This is a genomic window from Nostoc linckia z4 (assembly GCF_002608075.1).
Lineage (GTDB): Bacteria > Cyanobacteriota > Cyanobacteriia > Cyanobacteriales > Nostocaceae > Nostoc > Nostoc linckia.
Window position 1 is genome coordinate 23,335 of sequence record NZ_LAHA01000054.1, and the last position, 16,716, is coordinate 40,050.

The 16,716-nt window shown below is 38.7% G+C and carries 14 protein-coding genes and 1 tRNA gene; 5 read left to right on the forward strand and 10 right to left on the reverse strand.

The genetic code is table 11. The features are described from left to right. Window positions 1–36: 36 nt before the first annotated feature. The 6 genes from VF06_RS29885 to argF all read right to left on the reverse strand — a co-directional run bounded on the left by VF06_RS29885 (window position 37) and on the right by argF (window position 6,306). Window positions 37–2,109 carry an AAA family ATPase gene (locus VF06_RS29885; protein ID WP_099071157.1) on the reverse strand — a complete coding sequence of 691 codons (2,073 nt, stop codon included), beginning with the start codon at window positions 2,107–2,109 and terminating at the stop codon, window positions 37–39. Then, entirely contained in the window at window positions 2,106–2,279 is a 174-nt protein-coding gene (locus tag VF06_RS41440) for a hypothetical protein (protein ID WP_180267563.1), read from the reverse strand. Before VF06_RS41440 ends, VF06_RS29885 begins: the two co-directional genes overlap by 4 nt. Before the next feature lie 492 nt (window positions 2,280–2,771). Continuing rightward, window positions 2,772–4,253 (reverse strand): DNA phosphorothioation system restriction enzyme, encoded by a 1,482-nt coding sequence (locus tag VF06_RS29890; RefSeq protein ID WP_099073116.1) that lies wholly within the window; start codon window positions 4,251–4,253, stop codon window positions 2,772–2,774. A gap of 19 nt (window positions 4,254–4,272) precedes the next feature. Next, a complete protein-coding gene (locus tag VF06_RS41445) occupies window positions 4,273–4,416 on the reverse strand; it encodes a histidine kinase (protein ID WP_180267869.1) in 144 nt (47 codons plus the stop codon). Between the two features lie 29 nt (window positions 4,417–4,445). Then, the gene (lexA, locus tag VF06_RS29900; protein WP_099071159.1) at window positions 4,446–5,051 is read right to left on the reverse strand and encodes a transcriptional repressor LexA; all 606 of its coding nucleotides are present in this window, start codon (window positions 5,049–5,051) and stop codon (window positions 4,446–4,448) included. A gap of 334 nt (window positions 5,052–5,385) precedes the next feature. Continuing rightward, a complete protein-coding gene (gene argF / locus VF06_RS29905) occupies window positions 5,386–6,306 on the reverse strand; it encodes an ornithine carbamoyltransferase (RefSeq protein WP_099071160.1) in 921 nt (306 codons plus the stop codon). Window positions 6,307–6,372: 66 nt separating this feature from the next. On the opposite strand from argF, the gene VF06_RS43020 reads away from it, so the two are divergent. From VF06_RS43020 to VF06_RS29925, 4 genes are all read left to right on the forward strand, one after another. Further along, window positions 6,373–6,495 (forward strand): hypothetical protein, encoded by a 123-nt coding sequence (locus VF06_RS43020; RefSeq protein WP_257207711.1) that lies wholly within the window; start codon window positions 6,373–6,375, stop codon window positions 6,493–6,495. Window positions 6,496–6,656: 161 nt separating this feature from the next. Beyond that, window positions 6,657–6,728 (forward strand) — tRNA-Thr (locus tag VF06_RS29910). Between the two features lie 1,423 nt (window positions 6,729–8,151). After that, entirely contained in the window at window positions 8,152–8,796 is a 645-nt protein-coding gene (locus VF06_RS29920; protein ID WP_242062227.1) for a pentapeptide repeat-containing protein, read from the forward strand. A gap of 99 nt (window positions 8,797–8,895) precedes the next feature. Next, window positions 8,896–10,881, forward strand: a complete 1,986-nt coding sequence (locus VF06_RS29925) for a DICT sensory domain-containing protein (RefSeq protein WP_099072854.1) — start codon at window positions 8,896–8,898, stop codon at window positions 10,879–10,881. A gap of 434 nt (window positions 10,882–11,315) precedes the next feature. Here the strand turns inward: VF06_RS29925 and frp are convergent, their stop codons facing one another. After that, window positions 11,316–11,642 (reverse strand): fluorescence recovery protein, encoded by a 327-nt coding sequence (gene frp, locus VF06_RS29930; protein ID WP_278047044.1) that lies wholly within the window; start codon window positions 11,640–11,642, stop codon window positions 11,316–11,318. A gap of 132 nt (window positions 11,643–11,774) precedes the next feature. After that, window positions 11,775–12,734, reverse strand: coding sequence for an orange carotenoid-binding protein (locus VF06_RS29935; RefSeq protein ID WP_099072855.1), 960 nt, complete (start codon window positions 12,732–12,734; stop codon window positions 11,775–11,777). A 387-nt stretch (window positions 12,735–13,121) separates the two neighbouring features. Between VF06_RS29935 and VF06_RS29940 the strand changes: the two genes are divergently transcribed. Further along, window positions 13,122–13,709, forward strand: coding sequence for a Uma2 family endonuclease (locus VF06_RS29940; RefSeq protein WP_099072856.1), 588 nt, complete (start codon window positions 13,122–13,124; stop codon window positions 13,707–13,709). Between the two features lie 2 nt (window positions 13,710–13,711). On the opposite strand, the gene VF06_RS29945 is transcribed toward VF06_RS29940, so the two are convergent. Both VF06_RS29945 and VF06_RS29950 read right to left on the reverse strand, forming a co-directional pair. Beyond that, window positions 13,712–15,124, reverse strand: a complete 1,413-nt coding sequence (locus tag VF06_RS29945) for a hypothetical protein (protein WP_244918026.1) — start codon at window positions 15,122–15,124, stop codon at window positions 13,712–13,714. Between the two features lie 793 nt (window positions 15,125–15,917). After that, window positions 15,918–16,538 carry an acetoacetate decarboxylase family protein gene (locus tag VF06_RS29950; protein WP_099072330.1) on the reverse strand — a complete coding sequence of 207 codons (621 nt, stop codon included), beginning with the start codon at window positions 16,536–16,538 and terminating at the stop codon, window positions 15,918–15,920. Window positions 16,539–16,716: the final 178 nt, after the last annotated feature.

Genomic DNA, 16,716 nt, shown 5'->3' on the forward strand with positions numbered 1-16,716 from the left:
GTGCCCTCCGTGCCTCTGCGGTTCGTTAATTTTCAATTAGCGATCGCGTTCCACTTCAATAATCTCGGTATACTCAAACTCATTGGGGCTTTGCCGAACTAAAGGATATCTTTCGCCACCCAATTCAATATAATCTTGCTCGCAATCTGGTTTAGAAGAATAATAAGTCAGCACATATTCCCTACCAATTTTCTCTGCTATTTCTTCTTCAACTTCACCTCGCCATTGAGTCTTTGTGACTAACACTACTAACTGATTGGCTAATTTCGGAATTGTGCTAGCAATGTGTCGCCGTGAAATTTCATCTAAGCTTCCAAATGGCGAATCCATAACAATTGGGAAGGTACTACTATCGGGAAGCATCATCATTTTTCGCTTCTCGCTCCACTCCCGCACTCTATCGATGATACTGGCAATAAAAGATAAACTCAGAATTTGATTTTGCCCAGTAGAAGCTGCGACTGGCGCTTCCATACCGGCTGTATTTTCTACCAGCGTCAATTCATATTTATCGCTGATTTTCGGAATATATGGTGTAACAGAAATCTCTGTAAATATCTCTTGAACTCGCTTTTCTAATTGCAGACGAAATTGTTTTTCTTGACGATTTTTAACCTCTGTTAACCGTTCAATCGCATCTTGAGTAGCGTTGATACGTCGCTGTGCTAAAACTTGCTTGGCTTCATTGAATTTTTGCTTGGCGATTTGTTTACCCAAAGCATCAATTTCTATTTTCAATTGAGCAATTCGCTGCTGATTTGCACCTTGCTCTCGATTTAATTCGTCAATTTTCGTTTCAATCTCGTCTAGGCGTTTTTGCAAACTACTAATTTCTTCGTTAGCATCTTTGCGTAATCTTTCTTGAATACTATCTAATTCACTTTCAATTTGTGATATCGTCTGCCTTAACTGTTCAATTCTAAGTTGTTCTCTATCAACTTCTTCCCAAAACACTATTGCTTGCTTATCAATTTCATCTACTTGAGCAGTCATCCGAATTGCAGTTTCTTCTACTGTCGATGAACCTGCTCTTTCTAACCAAATTTCTACATTTGTATGAGAATGACTTCCTGCATTTAAGTCTGCACCACAAATGCAACGTTTAGATTTCAGTAATTCATTGATAAATTCCCGCGAAATTCCCGAAGTTAACTCACCTCGTTGCTTCAAATCATCAACAATTTTTCGATATTGGGTTGTGATGTCTGATAGCAAAACTGTATAACCCCGCGCCGAAATCACTTTTTTTAATGCTTCTCTCGTTTTTCTCAGTTCTTCGCGGTTTGCATCTTTTTGTGATTCTAAATTCTGCCGTCTTTCTTGCAGTTCTTTCGCCGCACTGAGTTCTCGTAAACGATTGCTTGTCTCTTTTTTGAAGGTTTGTTGATATTCTAATTCTTGTTGAATTTCAGCTTGCCGTTTGGTGATACTATCAATTTCACGTTCTAACTTTTCTTGCTGCCGTAAAAGTTGTTTGGTTTCCGCGTCACCGATAGCTGTTAATTCAGTTTCTAAACTTTTTTTAGCTCCTTTTAAATGTGTAATTGAACGTTCGATTATTTCTACACCTAAAAAAATCTTTGTTGCTTCGGCGATTTCGGCTTTTTTATCAGAACGGACTATCTCTTCAATTCGTTCGCCGTCAAAGAAAAAATATTGATGTAAACTCGCGGGTAAAATCTGATTAATAATATCTTCTGGTGGCTGAGTTGGTAAATTCCATTTACCATCGTCGCCACTCACCCACATGGTTAATTGAGTTTTACCTGCTTCGATTTCGCTAGCGTTTTTGTAAACCCGACAAGAACGTTTCACTCGGTAGCGGGTGACATCATGTTCCCAGCCAACTTCTACCCAACATTCTATAGTTTGCCCTCTTTCGGCTTCGGCGATCGCTCTTTTATTTACTAACTGTTCTGTCGATGCAAATGCCGCACTAAATTTCTCATATAATACCCACGTAAACGCATTCAACAGACTTGTTTTACCAGCACCATTATTACCATGAATAATCGTCGTGTTGTGAATATCTCCTCCAGCGAGATTCATCTCTGGCGTTGTACCATAAAACGAGCGAAAATTGCACAGCTTAATTGAAGTCAGCTTCATTGCACTGCTTCCTTGATAATATCTAAAATATCATCGTTAATATGCCCTTTGCTTTTCCGATCTAGCCGACTTTTTTCCAGTTTCCACACCCGCTCAATAATTTGCCGTACTTCTGGTGGAGCGCTGGTTATTGGCTCCTGCACATCATCGATATTCGCCTCTTGTGGCATCTTGGATTCTAAAATAATTTTTTTATATTTTAACCTTCACTACTACTACATTTGTCACCGTGAAGCTACGGTTAGCGTTATCTAGCAGAATTCAGGAGTCAGAATTCAGAATTCAGAAGTCAAATAGGCTTGAGGCTGGGGTTTGAAACTTCGATTGTGTAGTTCACTTTCGTTTAAATTTACTGTATCTTGATATCTGATTTTTTTTGAAAAAATACTTTATTCTTTAATTGATTTCTGGTAGGATTAGTTTTAATTAAACCATATTATAATGGGATGTAAGCTGCCTTAAAAATTTTGCTTATATCCCATTATGATCTAATTCATATTTTTATTATTTCATAGTTAATGTTTGTTTCTACCAAACTCAAAAATTTTTTACAAAAAAAAACAACTATCATCTAATTTATTAGACATTTGGTGAAATTAATTTTGCGTTACCCAAAGAGACGTAGCATTGCTACGTCTCTACATTCATTTTCGCCAGATATATCAAATATCTAATAAACCATATCGCTTTTGTAAATCGAGTAATTTCATTCTGGCAACGCCCGCGTTATCAGCCAAGTCAGCAAATTCAACAAAGCGGCGTAACTCTTTTTTTAACAGATTGCGCTCAACTTCTATAGTTTCTCTATCTAAATCTGGTGGCAAAACAATCATGTCAAATATAGTTGCACGTTCTTTAGCTGGATGAGGGCGTAAAACTCGGCCCCGTCGCTGGATAAACTGACGAGGATTACCAGAACTTGATAAAATCACCGCAGTTTGAATTGCCGGAATATCGACACCTTCATCTAAACAACGAATTGCCACTAATCCTTGCAATTCACCGCTTTCAAATTGACGACGTAATAATTCCCTTTCTTCTAAAGAAGTTTGAGCCGTATAGGTGCTTACCTTGTAACCTAGTTCTACTCCAAGAATTTTAGCAACAGCTTTGAGTTGGCGTAGCGATGAACGTTGTCCCGCGTCTTGAGAACCATCACTACAATAAAAAAGCGTGTGAGTAGTTTCGCGGCGAGTTGCCATTAAATCGCGCAAAGCATTTAATTTATTTTCAGCTGCACCAATTAACCTTGCCCTTTGCATCAATAACGGCTTTAAATCTTCATTGTCTTCAAAATCTCCTGGTTGTCCGTTTTCTCGTTCTCTATATAGCAGACATCGCCCAATTTTTTTAGTTAACTTTAAATAAGCAATACTTTCTGCTTCTGTTAACTCCACTAACACAGGATAATACAGATAATGTACCAAAGCACCTTGAGCGATCGCATCTCTCAAAGTAAACTCTGGCTGGAGAACTGGGCCAAAATAATCAAATAAAGATTGCGTCCCCAAATCATCAAAATATCTCTCCGGTGTAGCAGATAAAGCAAGTCTCAACCCCACCCGACGCGGTAAACTTTCCTCTAATTTTGGTGCGCCTAAATTATGTGCCTCATCCCCAATAATTAAAGTTTTGGCAGGAAAATATTTGAGTTGAGATTGAAACCCATCTCCAATTAAAGTGGAGTTCGTAGTAATAACCGTGACAAACCGTTGAGAACCAGAACGCAGATTATAAATTTGCCCTGAAAGTTGACTTTGCCAAGTGCGTAAATTCTCAAAGGCTAAAATCGGTTGCAAATTAAATTTTTCACATTCTCGCGCCCATTGGGTGACAAGATGTCGGTAAGGACACACCACCAACAGCACTTGTAAATTAATCTGCTGATATAATTCACAAGCGATCGCTAATGCCGTGATAGTTTTACCACTACCAGTAGCCATTTTCAGCGTCCCTCTACCATTATTAGCAAACCAGCTGGCGATAGCTTCTTGCTGATATTGCCGCAATTGCAAAGATGCAGGCTTTCGTGGACATCCTGGTAATGGTTGCGAAGTTTGATAACTGCCCTTACTTTCCCTCGCAAATGGTGATTTTAAGCGAAAAGTGGGCAGTTCCCGCACTGGATTTGCCGTCAGGTACATATATTAAGCACAAACTAAATTATTTATTGGGCATAGGGCATAGGGCATAGGGCATTGGGCATTGGGCATTGGGCATTGAGCATTGAGCATTGGTTATGAATTCTTCTCCTTGTCTCCCTTGTCTCCCTTGTCTCCCTTGTCTCCCCATCCCCCCATGCCCCATGCCCCACGCCCCATGCCCCATTCCCCAATTCAGTTGTAACCCCGCCAAACACCAATCAAAGAACCCTGCACCTGCACTTGCATAGCGCTGACTTCAATGGGATTGTACTTAGAATTTGCTGGTTTGAGAGTAACGCGATCGCCTTGACGATAAAAACGTTTTAATGTTGTACCAAATCCATCAACTCTCGCAGCGACGATAGTACCATTTTTCAAATGATTTGGTTCTGGTACTGGACGCAAGAATACCACATCGCCATCAGCAATTAAATCTTCAATCATGCTATCCCCAGCTACCCGCAAAGCGTAGGTATGGGGAGGTAACGATAAATTAGAAAAGTCTAAATGATCTACAGCATCGGTAAATGGTTCTATTAAACCACCAGCAGCGATCGTCCCCAAAATTGGTATGCCTTGTTTAACAGAACGCAAAATTCTAATCGTTCTTGCTTGTCCTTCAGTCCATTCTATATATCCTTTAGTACGTAAATGTTCTAAACGACTTTGAATTGGTGCTGGTGACTTCAAACTCATCGCTTGCATCATTTGGCGAATTGAAGGCGAATGCTGATGCGTTCGGATATATTCTGCCAACCATTCATAAAGTTCTTGTTGAGCTTCCGTTAAACGTTCCATAAATTTTTGAGAGTAATTGTAAATGTCTCTAGAACATTAGTACTACAAAAAACTCCCTATAAGCAATAGAAAAGTAAAAATATTAAAGGCAAAAGGCAGAATATTTTTTCTTTTCTTTCACCTATTTATTCTTAATTTTTTCCTGATAACTCGTCAAGAGTCAGCCGCACGTCGCCATTCTGACTCTTAACTCCTAACTCCTAACTCCTAACTCTTGGAAAGATTTGGGTTAATTACGTCTCTCTTCTTAACTCCAAACCCCAAACTCCTAACTCCTCACTCCAAACTCCAAACCCCAAACTCCTAACTCCCAACTCCTAACTCCAAACTTTCTTCATTCTGCCCCCAAAATACTAGCAAGCAAAGCCTTTTGGGCGTGGAGGCGATTTTCTGCCTGTTCCCAAACTTGTGATTGAGAACCTTCAATAACTGCTTCAGTAATTTCTTCACCGCGATGGGCTGGTAAGCAGTGTAAAACAATTGCTTCTGGGTCAGCAAGACTCAATAATTGCTCGGAAATTTGGTAAGGTTGAAAAATTGGCAGGCGGTTATCGGCTTCTGCTTCTTGTCCCATACTTGCCCAAACATCAGTATAAAGTACGGCAGTTCCTTTGGCGGCTAATTCTGGGTCGTGGGTGAGTAAGACTTCAGTTTTATTATTAGCGATCGCTCTTGCTTGCTCTACAATTTTAGAATCTGGCTCAAATCCTTTGGGGGTGGCAATTCTGACATTCATTCCCGCCAAAGCACACCCCAACATCAAAGAATTAGCTACATTATTTCCATCCCCTACGTAGGTTAAAGTTAACCCAGTTAGGCTGCCAAAAGCTTCTTGAATTGTCAATAAATCAGCTAATACTTGACACGGATGTTCGGCATCAGTCAAAGCATTAATCACTGGTATCTTGGCATAGTTGGCAAAAGTTTCTAACTCCTGCTGTGCAAAGGTGCGAATTGCCAAAATATCGAGATATCTATCTAAGACTCGCGCTGTATCTTGCACGGGTTCGCCGCGACTAACTTGAGTGACATTCGGGTTAAGATCGATTACCTGTCCGCCAAGTTGATACATGGCCACAGTAAAACTTACCCGCGTGCGAGTTGAAGCTTTAGAGAACAACAACCCTAGCACTTTATTACACTGCAATTTCAACTGTTTGCTTTTAAGTTGAGTTGCCAATTGCAGAAGTTCTTGGAGTTCTGTTGGACTGATGTCCGCCAGACTTAATAAATCTCGTCCGTTCAACGCTGCCATGCTCGTGATGTGTAAAGAACAATTATATAATTCTGTTTCTTTACCCAGCCGTGTCAAAAAAGTACAATGCAAGCAAATGTACCAGATATTTTGGCGTCCAGCCCAGGATTTGAATTAGCTTTTGCTATGAATATTAATTTACCAACATTATTCGCGATCGCAATCACTGATTTTTCGACTCAAAGTTAAAACTTAGGAGTCGAGGGGTGAAATTCTATTACAATCTCCCTCATCTCCTTACTCCCTATTCTCCAGACCAAATATTTTTTAGCGATCGCTCTAGACAAATACCTTGATTATGATAAAATAATAAATCGTGGTTACTAGTTAAAAAAATCCACAAAAAACTTGCCAGCATAGCACAGTGGTAGTGCATCCGACTTGTAATCGGAAGGTCGTCGGTTCAAATCCGACTGCTGGCTCTCAGCAACGCCAAAGTTTTTTGTCTCAGGTTCCAGGTATAGAGGCACTAAGAAGCACTTTTGCAAGAAGCTTCATGAGTTGCACCCACAAGAAAAAATGAAAATTTCTTTTGCCTACTCCTACTCCCTATCTTGAAGCTAGAGTTTTATTGCTCATTAGTTATATACTCCCTTGTCCCCTTGTTTCTCCATATCTTTACTCAGCCCTCTTGAATAGCACACTGATTTATGTTGGTTGATTGTAAGATTGGACTTGATATCAATATAGTAATTGTTCTATTAGCTGTATGGGAGTCGAGACCAGATTTTAAAAGTTGATATATTAATATCCTTCTATTTTGAATTACGTAAGTTTTACTTTGAACAGCAAGGTATTTGGAAACAATTTCTGCTACTTCTAAACCTACATAGCCACTATAACGCGATAAATTAGGAAGGTTAATAAATCCAATTAACATTAATTTTTTTGCGAAGTTGACATAAATTTTATCTAAATCAAAATCAGTTTTTCTAGTTATGTCTGTAATTTATTGTATTCGTCACAGTAGGACTTACGCAAGAACTCTGTGAAACTCTGATTTCTCCCTGTCCTCTGCGGTAGCCTGCGGCAAGCCGCTGACGCTCCTTCTCTGCGAGACGCTGCGCGAACGTCGCTACGGCTTCGCTAATGCGTCTACGATTTTCCGTTAAGAGTGCGTAAGTCCCATACAGTTCAAATAAGCTTGTTTTTCTTCCCGCTATTCCTTGTTAAGAGTTCCCAGTTTCCTGGCTTCACGAGTAAGTTCGCAAATCAAATCAGATTGCTTTATATGAGTCCTGTAGCTTACCAAAAGTTCTGAAATAGCGATTCACAAAGCTAGACAGCACAAGGGTTGAGGAGCATGTATCTATGGCATTCTTTTTTCAAATTGGTATTACTTAAGTAAAATTTATTTTTTATATAAATAATAATTATTAGTTCGCATTTGAAAAAGTATTGCTTGTTTGTAACAAAATTTGTTATATTTCTTTACATAAGTAAACAAAATTTAAAAAATGTGTGAAACTACTCTAAAACAATGGCTGTCATACCAAATTCTCCAAAGTCAAGCAGCAGATTCAAACTTCAAAAGCTAGATTCTGCTGAAGCTTCTCAATGTGTGAATTTTGAATTCGTATTAGTTAGCTGCACCTTGGTGAGTATGCAACTCTAAACCAAGTAAAAATTGTAGCTTTGGTAAAGCGATCGCAACTGTACTGATGTCATTGGTTAAGTGCCTTTGCTAGTCGCTAAACCTAACAAAGGACATTTCCAACGACTATCAATATGATAAGTGGAAGGCAGAAGGCTCCAAGGAAAAAGACTTATCCTGTCTAGTTTCTGGAGTCTGGGATTTGACATTTAATTCTGTCTACCTACTTAAGTTAGATTTCCAGGTAAGAGATGAAGATTTGGAAGGCGGGCTGTATGGATGCTGATGAACTTCTCAAACGCTATTGTGCAGGAGAGAGAAATTTCACCCAGGTAAGCCTGCACTTGGTTAACCTCAGCGAGGTATGTCTAGCGGGAATAATTTTGGCTAGAGCTAACTTGGCAAATGCGAGTTTATCTCATGCCAACCTGCGCGGAGCAAATATGACTCAAGCAAATTTGACTGCGGTATCCCTCTGGAGAGCTGACCTGAGTGGAGCGAACCTGATTTGGGCAAACGTGAAGGCTGCTAACATGATTCGGGCAAATCTGAGTGGAGTGGATTTGCACAAGGGAAACCTTGTGAAAGCAGATTTACGGTTAGCAAATCTCTGTGACGCAGACCTGAGCGGTGCAAATTTGGCTGGAGCAGACTTGCGCTATGCCAATCTGAGCGGTGCAAATTTAGCTAGAGCAAACCTGAGTGGTGTCAATCTGACTGGGGCAAACTTGAGTAATGCAGACCTCAGTCACACCAATCTCGCCAAAGCTATGTTATTTAAAACCGATCTCAGTTACGTTGATTTCACAGAGGTAGACCTGGCTCAAGTGGATCTGCATCAGTGCATTCTGAACGGAGTCACTTTGCCGGAACGAAGCCTAATCAAGGTAGGTTAATTCGGCTGGGAATGGTAGGTAGTGGGGACAGTAAGTCGTTAGTACTGCCAATACCCAAACTTAACGAGTAATTGTTTATTTTTACCAACCTAATTGCTAATGAGTGTCTCGAATTCCTTGTTGGAAGATTTGTGCCGAGTTCTACCGGATTTACAACCTCAAATCTATTTCAAGTCTTCGTTGACGGCTCTTTCTCATGCAATAGAAGACCTAGTACTGGTAGCAACAGATCAACCCCTAGTAATTGCCAATTTTCAGCAGGAGCGTTTTTATCGCCAGGAAATTCCTCGTTATGAAAAAATTGCTCTGCATACAGACCAAGTTTATGTATTAGCTGCACCAGAGAGCGACTTTGGTATGGTTTCAGTTCCTTATGCAACCATTCCTTTTGCTCCTGAAGACGAATTAGCTAGAGAATGGCATTTGATTGTAATTGGTCAGCTATATTCGGCGTGTTTGATTTGTCGAGAATACGCTTCACCTATAAATTCAGCGTCCATAGACCAAGCAAGGAAGTTTCAAGGAATTTGGACATTTGACCCCCATGTTTGTATTCAGGCCGCCCGCCTATTATTAGAGCGGATTCTCACTTATCGACCAGAACTAGCCCCTAAAATCCAGCGAGCGCAAAGACGTTATCGACTGTTGAAGGAATCACAAGTCCAGATATCAATAAATAACACATTAGCAATTGATTTTAGACTATTTGCCAATCGCTTAGTCAGATATCTACAAGCTAGTCAATACAAACAACTCAAAGCTTATCGCACCATAACTAGCAAAGAGCGCAAAGAGCGATCGATCAATGCCATCGCTACTGCTATTCGCCGCTCTTTGAATCCCGAAGAAATTTTAACTATTACTGTTAGAGAATTAGGTCAAGTTTTTAACGATTGTCGGTGTCTTGTTGATATTTATCAACCAGATAGTCAAAGACAACCTATTATTTATGAATCAACACCTCCAAGATTAGCATCTTTAAAGGGGGAAGTTTGGACATTAGCAAGTCATCAGCTGTTTCAAACTGCTTTAATGCCAAGTCCAACTCCAGGTGAAAACCGATCGCAAACTGTAGTGATTGCTGATATCAACCAAGATTTTGGATTACAGTCGCATCCACAATTGAAAGCCCAATTGGTGCGCTGGCAAATCCGTGCTTGTTTGTTGGTATCGATTTGCTATCAAGGAACTTGGCTGGGAATGCTAGAACTACACAAACCAGAGGCTTATTTGTGGACAGAGGATGATGTAGCTTTAATAGAGGCCATCGCTACACAAGTTGGAGTTGCTTTAATGCAAGCACAGGCTTATAGCAACTTGGAAACTTTGAATCGTCAACTGGTAGACTTGGAACGCACCCAAAGTAATTTGATTGCGATCGTTGGTCATGAACTGCGTACTCCTCTATCTACCATCCGTGTTTGCTTAGAAAGTTTAATTACAGAACCAGAAATGCCGCTTGACTTACAGCAGACAATGTTACAAGCTGCTTTAGACGATGCCGATCGCTTACGCAAACTCATCCAAGATTTTATTACCTTATCTCGCCTAGAGGGTGGATTAGTACGTTGGCAAATAGAGCCGATATCCCTTCAAGAATATCTAGATTTAGCCCTCAGCGGACTCGAATTGCGTCATAAATTACCTAAAATTGTTGTGGAATTGCCTCATTACTTACCGCCAATCCAGGTAGATGGAGAAGGACTGATTGAAGTTTTAACAAAATTACTTGACAATGCCTGTAAATTTACTGATAAAAGTGGTCAAGTTACTATTCGTGCAGACTTATTAAATCCAGAAGAAGTTGACCCAGCCTTAGAAATATCTGCAAAAAAATCTGTGTTAAAAGTTACTATTGCAGACACAGGTAGAGGTATTGAGCCGAGTCGGCTAGAAACTATCTTTGAGCGTTTTTATCAGGAAGAAGGATTTTTACAGCGCACTGTAGGTGGAGCCGGACTGGGTTTAGCAATTTGTCGTCGAATTATTGATAATTTAGGAGGGAAAATTTGGGCTGAGTCTCTAGGGAAAAATCAGGGTAGCAAGTTTCATTTTACCGTTCCAGTTGCAGTACCTATTTCTTAATCAGGACTTAATACCAATTTTGGATTTTAGATATTTCGACAAACTCAGTACAAGTTTGGAATTTTGAATTAAAAACCTTTGCTAAAAGCTGTTTCCAAAAATTTTAAACAATGCTTTCTATACCAAATTGGTATAGAAATTTTAATAATAAGTTATTACCTAAATTTGATACAGTAATCCTATTTAATTTTTGAACAAATTCCGTACACTTTAGTTTTTATAACCCTGTTGGCTCTTGCCTATTGCCTATTGCCTCTTAGCTGCCTATACAGATCGCTTCATTAATTAAATTTGACTGCTATATGTTACTTCATTTAAAAGTTGTGTTCTCTGCGTTTCTATAGTTAAATCAATTATGTCTTAACCACAGAAGCACAGAGAACACTGAGTCAAGAGAAATTTTCAGATAGGGCGTAAACTTGGAATGTTTTATTTCACATTCTTGCAAGAGCAGCCACTTTGGTGATTTTATCTTTGTCAAGTTCGTTTAATTCATCAAGAGCTAACCAGCCCTCTTTGACTAACCTAGCAAACACAAAGATTAGTACGGAATATCTGTAGTCGTACTTCCCATCTATGTCATGTCTTCTTGCACTTAAAAAGTCATGTAAGCGCCACATATCATCAATTTCTGCGATCGCACTTGCTCTGTCACGAACTTCTTCGATCAAAGCACTGATTTCTCTTTCGTAGGCTCTTTTAAAAACTGTTTGAGCCAATTGTTTTTCTGCTGTAGACCACTCTGTGTCGCTCACTTGCATTATCAAACCTAGAATATTATCGTTCCAGTCATTTTATATTGAGTTGCATGTTTTACTCCACAATAGGGGAACGCCCTGCATTACAGAGCGTTCGCACCAATTTGTCACAATTTACTCAAACTGAGTATCTTTCTAACGAACTAAGTTTAATAGTTCTTTGGGAGATGCCAGCAAATCAATAGCTACAAAGAAAATTTTATTATCAGGAGTTAGCAGGAATCTCCAAGCCATATTCATACCCACAGCAGCACCAAACCAAGGAGTTTGGACTTTGCCGGTGACTTTCACTTGGGTAAAACCATCTTCAGCAGGTTCAACTACTCCTCTCTCTGGTATTAACTTGAGGTTTTGACAATCTTCTCTAAAAAACCGTAGGACACCTTCTTTACCAACTATCGGTCTTTGGAAGGGAGGTTGCAGCGCACCATCAGATGTGAATAATTCAATCAGCGCATCAAAATCGTTAGCGTTAAGGTTATTCATATAACTTAACACTATTGGGTTATCAACGCCTTCAATAGTGACTTGAGTTCGCTGTGATATTTCTTTAGGAACAACAACAGGCTCGGAAACTCTTTTTTGACCATCCAATTTATTCGGGTCAAATCCCATATCAACTACAGAATTACGCAAGACTGTAATTTGCTGACCTGCATCAAGTTCCCTAATTGCTTGCAGAACAGCAGCAGCATTAGCAGAGAGCTTATACCCTTGGGGAATTGGTGCAACAATCCCTTGATCCATCCATTTCCCTAACTGATACCAGAAACCTAGTTTGATGTTTGCAGACCAAACTGCGTATGTGCGGGTAATTGGTGTATCTGCTCGGTTTGCCAGATCGCACATCACTTGTGATTGCTCGGTAAAAGACATTTGCCGAATTTGATTCAATGTCCCCTCAGCAAATTGCATACTTGCAGCTCCAGGAGCCGCAATAGTGATTGTCTTGCCCATTTCCAGGTAAGCAAACCAAATTAGTGCAAGCTGATCTTCAGCACTGAGCTGATTAAATCTTGCTATTGTTGCAGGTACAACATCAGCCGCTAATGTGTTGGGAAAGATACCACGAGCTGAATCAATGGTAAATGGCATATTGCAGTTCTACCTTACTAGATTGGTAACTAAAAAAAGTTCAAACAAAAGTTTTTAGGGGATGAAGTAGCACCTCATGTATCTGAGAATATCACAAAACTTAACTAAAAGATACAAAAGTTTAAATGGCAATCATAAATATAAGCCTACTCATGGCTAGAAGGTAATTCTGAAGGCTACTTGGAGAGTAAAAGATATCTGCGCTCCTTTGACATATGTAAGTAAGCTGTTATGCATTTAAGTAGCACTGAGATGGTTGACTGTTAACCGTTAACTGTTGACAGTCAACAACCACGCTAGTTTATGCTTTTTTAGCGCGCATTAGCTTAGAAGGCGATCGCACCCCACACTCCACTAAACTGGAAAGTAAGATGTCGGGATAAGTCTATGAACGCTACAACAGTCGCCTTACCTTCTATCCTCAAATTGAAAATTGACTTGACTGACGAGCAATTTTTCCAAATGTGTCAGCAAAACCGTGATTATAGATTTGAGCGCACAGCATCAGGAGAAATATTAATCATGCCACCTACAGGAAGCGATACTGGCAGGCGTAATGTTAAAATTACTACTCAATTAGATATTTGGAACTCTGAGAGTAATTTAGGTGAAGTTTTTGATTCTTCAACTGGTTTCATACTCCCTAATGGTGCGGAACGTTCTCCTGATGCTTCTTGGGTAAAAATTGAGCGGTGGAATGCTTTAACTCCAGAACAACAAGAAAAATTTGCTCCGATTTGTCCTGATTTTGTAGTAGAGTTGCGTTCTCCTAGCGATTCTCTAAAAGATTTACAAGAAAAAATGCAAGAGTATATCGAAAACGGCGTTCAATTAGGCTGGTTAATCGACCGCAAAAACAAGCGCGTAGAAATTTATTGTCCAGGTAAAAATGTAGAAATCTTAAACAATCCCGCTAGTTTGTCTGGGGAAAATGTCCTACCTGGATTTGTATTGAATTTACAGAATATACTTTAACTTTATAGATTAACAAATACATGCCGCATTTGAAAACGACTTTCTTCCCAAAGTGGTTGCAAAGCCTGTTTAGCAGCATTTAGCTGAGCTTGGGAGAAACTAATTTTTCCGTTTTCTATTATCCAGATAAATGTCCGAGTTATTAAGTCTGCTGGAAAACTATTTTCATATTTATTGTTATTTATTTTTGCTACTTGCTCCTCTAAACAACTAATTGCATATTTAAAGTTATATTGCCTACAGTTATCAAGAATCTCTGTTTGTGTATTCTTCCATTGAACCGCAAGCAAATTTCTGATAATGTAGTCTATCCCTGTAATTGAGGAATCAGTATTGCGGATTAAATCTGTAAATGCTTGATAATAAGATTGTAAAATTGTAGCCGGAATATTTGTTTTAGATATATGCAACCAAGACTGAATGTCGCGAAGATAAGGTAATAAATCTTTAATTTCGTTAATTTGTTTAATTTCAAGGCGATCGCCTTTATAATTTATAATTTCAGCTAGTAATTCACTTTCAGATAGTTGAAATTTTTGTAAATAATAACTAATTACTTGGGGAATATATTTTTCTAATAACCAGTGCTTCGTGTATCTAGCTGTCCAGGTTCCTTTTACTCCGATATCTTGCTGCCAGTAAGTAACTTTTCCTTTTTCCATAGATTGTAAATAAACATCATTTATTTTATATAAAATATTAATTTTATTATTGCTTGTTAATGATAAATAATTATCAATTTTAGGCAAAATAAACGCATGATCGCGAATTCCTCGACTCACTCGAATTGAAATATCTTCACGATTAAACAAATGCCATTCAGACTTGCCTTTACTATAATCAAACTCATCAGCAAATTGCAGCATTAACTTCCATAACTTTTCACCTACAGAAAATAAAATAAAACCCCGAAAATTTGCAACCTCTACAAATTCAAAATCCCACGTCTCCAAAGAATTTTCAAATTCAATTATTGATTTTTTGTATTCTTGACAAACTGCATCAACACAAAAACACAAATCTAATGCTTCTATTTCAGATAAAATCAGCGTTATTTTTCCTAAATTCACCTCAAAAATATCTGTATCTAATTGTTTTAAAAATAAACGACAACTCCAATCTGGCTGGGTGTTTAATCCAATCATTAATTGATTTAAAATATCTTGATGGTTTAAGCTAATTTTCAAATTTCTGAAAATGATGTTGCTAAAGTCTATTTCACAATTTCCTTCTGCAAAAGCTTTGGGTAAATTACAGGCGATCGCTACTTTCGGTCGCACAACAATCAAGCGAAAATCTTCTCGTTTTATTGAAGGTTCAAAATTAGATGCTTCTAAAAAATCCTGTAAATCTGGATAGCGTCTGAGAATTTTTTCGATTAAATTATATTTAGCATTTCTCCAAAGATTATTCATTTTATAAATTGCTTAATTGATTCTGAAATTGACATGAAATAATCTACCTGATTTTATTCTCATACTTAACAATTTATCAAGTAGTTTTAGATTATATGGTAATTAGCAATACTTTAGTAACAGTTATCGATATAATCTTCAGTGGCATCTACCTAAAAATATTTATTATATCTGTAGTCTTTTAGACAAATTACGCAAACAATTGACCGTTGACTGTCAACAGTTAATAACTTTTGTGATAACCACTTGCAATACTTGTCGGTTAAGGGGAAAAGGGGAAGGGGAAAGGGGAAAGAAAAAACCTTTACCCTTTACCCTTTAACCCCTTCGGGGTGACGCTCCTTCGTCGCTAACGCTGACGCTAACGCCAGTCGCTCATGGGGGAAACCCCCAAGACCGCGCTGGCTCACCTTTTCCCAAAACCAAATTCCGAGTTGAAAATGCACAAAGCGAGCAGTATTGTAACCACTTGTGTTTTGAAGGAAAAACCCTACTGTTAATTAACGGTAGGGTTAGTTAATTTATTGTGTCGTTTTCTCAAGCTTATTAATTCATACTAAGTTGCGGTTAAAGATAGTAACTTGGGTTAGAAGTGGGGAGTGAGAAGATTCTGTTTAAAAGCAACTTAGTATCAGTGAGTATTTGAATTGTAAAAATTCCCAGATGTGATATTTTTTGGTGACTAGCTTGGGTTTTGTTGTTGTGGTTACGTAGAGAACTACACAATCAAAATACAGTATTCCGGATTTTGCTCGAAATACATTCACTAAGTTCACTAAGTGAGTGAAAAAATTCAATCTATGAGATTTGGTGCATGAACTTGCAAATTCATCTGCTGATGACGCACAGTTAACCAAGGCTGTTCTAAACCTATTTCAGAAAAAGGACTTGCAGCAGGAATTTGTAAGTGAGAATTAATCAAACCCAAGAAAGACTTAAATTCAATGGAGAATATGAGTAAATCACTACCCTTGATGCTGAAAGCAGACACGCCTAATTGCAAAGGCCATGCCCAACTTTGTTGATTATAGTTAAAACTACACAATTTCTGGTTTCCCTGATGCACGCTAGCATATTCTCTTTCTAGGGTGAACTCAGCTAGTTCCTTTGGTAACCCCCAAATTTCTCGACCACCAGCTACAGAATCAGCATTATCCACATAAATGTGCGAAATCCAAGGGCTGATTTTCCTTTGGCGATGAACCAAAGCCGGGGCAATAATTAACTCACTATACTCCAATACCGAGCCAGACCCATAATTAGCCAAATATACACTACCAATAGTTTTACCAGGCCACACAGAAATAATTTCTAGTTCCGAAGGAATCAAAGGGCGCACTCGGTTAATATTTACCAAATGCAGAGTTTGGATAGCGTAGCCTTGAAGTGTCCAAGGTGCTTGAGGATAAGGCATAAGAAGGTTAGGAGTTAAGAGTTAAAAGTGAGGAGTTAGGAGTTAAGACGCGATGAACCTGTGTCTGTACAAGAATTAAGAGTTAAAAGTGAGGATTTAAAAATAAAGTTGAAAATTTTTAATTAAGAATTAGTAATATTATTTCTAACTCCTAACTCCTAATTTCTAACTCTCAACT